At 60.7% G+C, this 2,495-nt stretch carries 4 protein-coding genes; 2 read left to right on the top strand and 2 right to left on the bottom strand.

The window, feature by feature from the left end:
* Both V6C16_RS11180 and V6C16_RS11175 read left to right on the top strand, forming a co-directional pair.
* A partial coding sequence (locus V6C16_RS11180) for an HAD hydrolase family protein (protein ID WP_333543236.1) occupies positions 1–386 on the top strand: 386 nt, incomplete at its 5' end.
* The gene (locus V6C16_RS11175) at positions 364–651 is read left to right on the top strand and encodes an HMA2 domain-containing protein (RefSeq protein ID WP_333536645.1); all 288 of its coding nucleotides are present in this window, start codon (positions 364–366) and stop codon (positions 649–651) included. The genes V6C16_RS11180 and V6C16_RS11175, both read left to right, overlap by 23 nt.
* A gap of 211 nt (positions 652–862) precedes the next feature.
* Here the strand turns inward: V6C16_RS11175 and V6C16_RS11170 are convergent, their stop codons facing one another.
* Both V6C16_RS11170 and V6C16_RS11165 read right to left on the bottom strand, forming a co-directional pair.
* Entirely contained in the window at positions 863–2,029 is a 1,167-nt protein-coding gene (locus V6C16_RS11170; RefSeq protein ID WP_333543234.1) for an aminotransferase class I/II-fold pyridoxal phosphate-dependent enzyme, read from the bottom strand.
* 56 nt (positions 2,030–2,085) lie between these two features.
* The coding region (locus V6C16_RS11165; protein ID WP_333543232.1) for a glycosyltransferase family 9 protein at positions 2,086–2,495 on the bottom strand (410 nt) is incomplete at its 5' end.

Below are 2,495 nucleotides of genomic sequence, written 5' to 3'. Positions count from 1 at the left end.
GCAAGGTGCTCATGGTGGGCGACGGCATCAACGATGCCCCGGCCCTTTCAGCGTCCCATGTGGGCGTTGCCATGAGCGACGGCACAGACCTGGCCCGCGAGGTCGCCAACGTGCTGCTGACCCACCCCAGCCTTGAAGGGCTTGTCAATGCCCGGCTGCTGGGCAGGCGAACCCTGCGGCGCATACACTTCAACTTTGTGTCCACCCTGGCGCTCAACAGCGCGTTTCTTGTGGGTGGGCTTTTCATGATTATCGGCCCCGGTGTTTCGGCCCTGCTGCACAACGTCACGACCCTGGGAGTGGCCCTTAACGCCATGCGCCCGCATTTGCCGAAAAAGGCCCTTCCGGGCGAGGAGAGCCATTTTGAACACCCTGCGTCTTCTTAAATATGTGCGCAGCTTTGTGGACGGCCGCGTGCGCATACGCCACCCCGCCCTTTGCAACGCATCCGTGGCCGCCCTTGCCGAAGCCCGCATGAAGGCCATTACCGGAGTCACGTCGGTGGAGTGCAATCCCGTTAGCGGGTCTGTGCTCATCCTTTATGACAGCAAGGCCCTTCCCAAAGAACGCCTTTTTGCCATAGGCGAGGCGTGGGCCGGCTATCTCGACAAGGTCAAGGACGGCAAACCGGCGGACGTGCCTGAATTTTAAACTGTACCTCGTTGAGAGCCTGCTTCCCAGCGGGGTACAGCGCTTGCCACGGCGTCTGGCCTTCGTGGCGAATGTCTGCCCACCCTGCCGTGAAAAAATTCAAGGTGAAACGGCCTTGCGCTTTCACAACGGCAAAGGCCCCGGAGCAATTCCGGGGCCTTTGCCGTCTGCCGGTCGGGGCTTGCCCATAAAACGGCAGCGCCGCAAAATATCAGACTGTTTTTTGCCTTTGCAGCCAGCCGTCCAGCACGGCAAGGTTTGCGGCAAAGCTCTTGCGTCCGAAACCCATGCGTACATAAGGGGCCGCAAGGCCGTACACACTGCCGGGCAGCAGCAATACCCCGGCCTCGCGCGCCAGCCGGATGCAAAACTCTTCAGAAGATTCAATAAGATGAAGCAGGGGAAAACCTATGGGGCCGGCCTGTGGCCGGTTATAGGTAAAAAAAGCCGCGTAGCGCGCAAAAAACGCATCGGCAACACGCAGATTTTCCTGAATGATATTCCTGCTGCGCCGCAAAAGCTCAGGGCCGTGAGCCAGAGCCGTGCAGGCCAGCGATTCCGACGGCGTGGCTCCGCAGATGCTCAGATAGTTCTTGTAGCGGCTTATGCCGTCCATAAGCCCGGCATCGCCGCAGGCCAGCCAGCCCACCCGCACGCCGGGCAGCCCGTACGCCTTGCTCATGACGCCCAGCGAAATGCCGCGCTCATACACATCGCACAGCCATGGCGCAATTTCTTCACAGCCGCGGTCTTCTTCCCCCGGGCGCGCATTCCGGCCCAGCCCCCGGTAAACTTCGTCAGCGAATATCCAGATGCCGTGCTGCCGCGCCAGAGCGCAAAGCTCTTGGGTCTGGCGGGCATCAAGCACAAAGCCTGTGGGATTATGCGGCGAGTTGACGACAACAAGCCTGGTTTCGGGGCGGATAAGTTTTTTGAGGGCCTCCAGATCAAGCCGCCAACCGCCTTCCTGCCCTTCAGCTTCCAGTTGCCAGAAATCCACCGTGCAGCCCAGAGCGCGCGGCAGATCATACAGGGACTGATAGCCCGGAAACTGGCAGATGACATGGTCGCCCGGCTCCAGCAGCACATTCATGCAGGCGAATATCCCTTCCTGCGCGCCGGTAAACAACAACACATCCCTCTCGGCCATATGCCTGTAGAGGCCCGACACAGCCCGGCGCAAGGCGGGATTGCCGTCATTGGGGCTGTAGCCCAGGCGGGTTTGCAAAAAATCGTGCCGGGCTTTTTCCGGGTCCGGCTCCAGAGCCAGCAGATCATCAATACTCAGGCTCTCGCAGTCGGACTGTGCCAGCAGGTAGGGTGTGGAAAACTCGTAGCGGCTGAAAAACACTTCCAGTTCAAAATCGGGCAGTCGCATGGCTACTCCTGAGGCATCGCGCGTGCAATGAAGTGTGAGACCTTCAGACCGGAAGATCAGTCGCCCGCAAAAGCGCGTTCTCGCAGCCCCATGCGCTCAAGGGCGTCCAGCACATCGCTCACGGGCAGGTTCTCCAGACAGGTCACCGGCGGATCAGGATATTCAAAACCAAGATTCAGATAGGCGCAGGCCCCCGAATGCGGCAGCAGGCTCTGGACATTCCTGCCCCAGGGACCCCAGCGGAGCGGGTTGGTAGGCCCGTGCAGCCCTACCGTTGGCGCGCCGGCAAGGGCCGCCAGATGCATGGTCCCCGTATTGACAGAAACAACCCCTGCCGCCCTGGAAAACATCCAGGCAAGTCCGGCAAGCGACAGATCACCCGCAAGGGATACGGCGGGACAGTCCGAATGATCGACAAGAAAAGCCGCATTCCTTGCCGCATCGCCGGGCGCGCCGGTCAGGCAGA

This window comes from Desulfovibrio sp. 1188_IL3213 (assembly GCF_036763145.1).
Taxonomy (GTDB): domain Bacteria; phylum Desulfobacterota; class Desulfovibrionia; order Desulfovibrionales; family Desulfovibrionaceae; genus Desulfovibrio.
The sequence above is the reverse complement of the archived record's forward strand: the minus strand, read 5'-3'. Positions and strand labels throughout refer to the sequence as shown.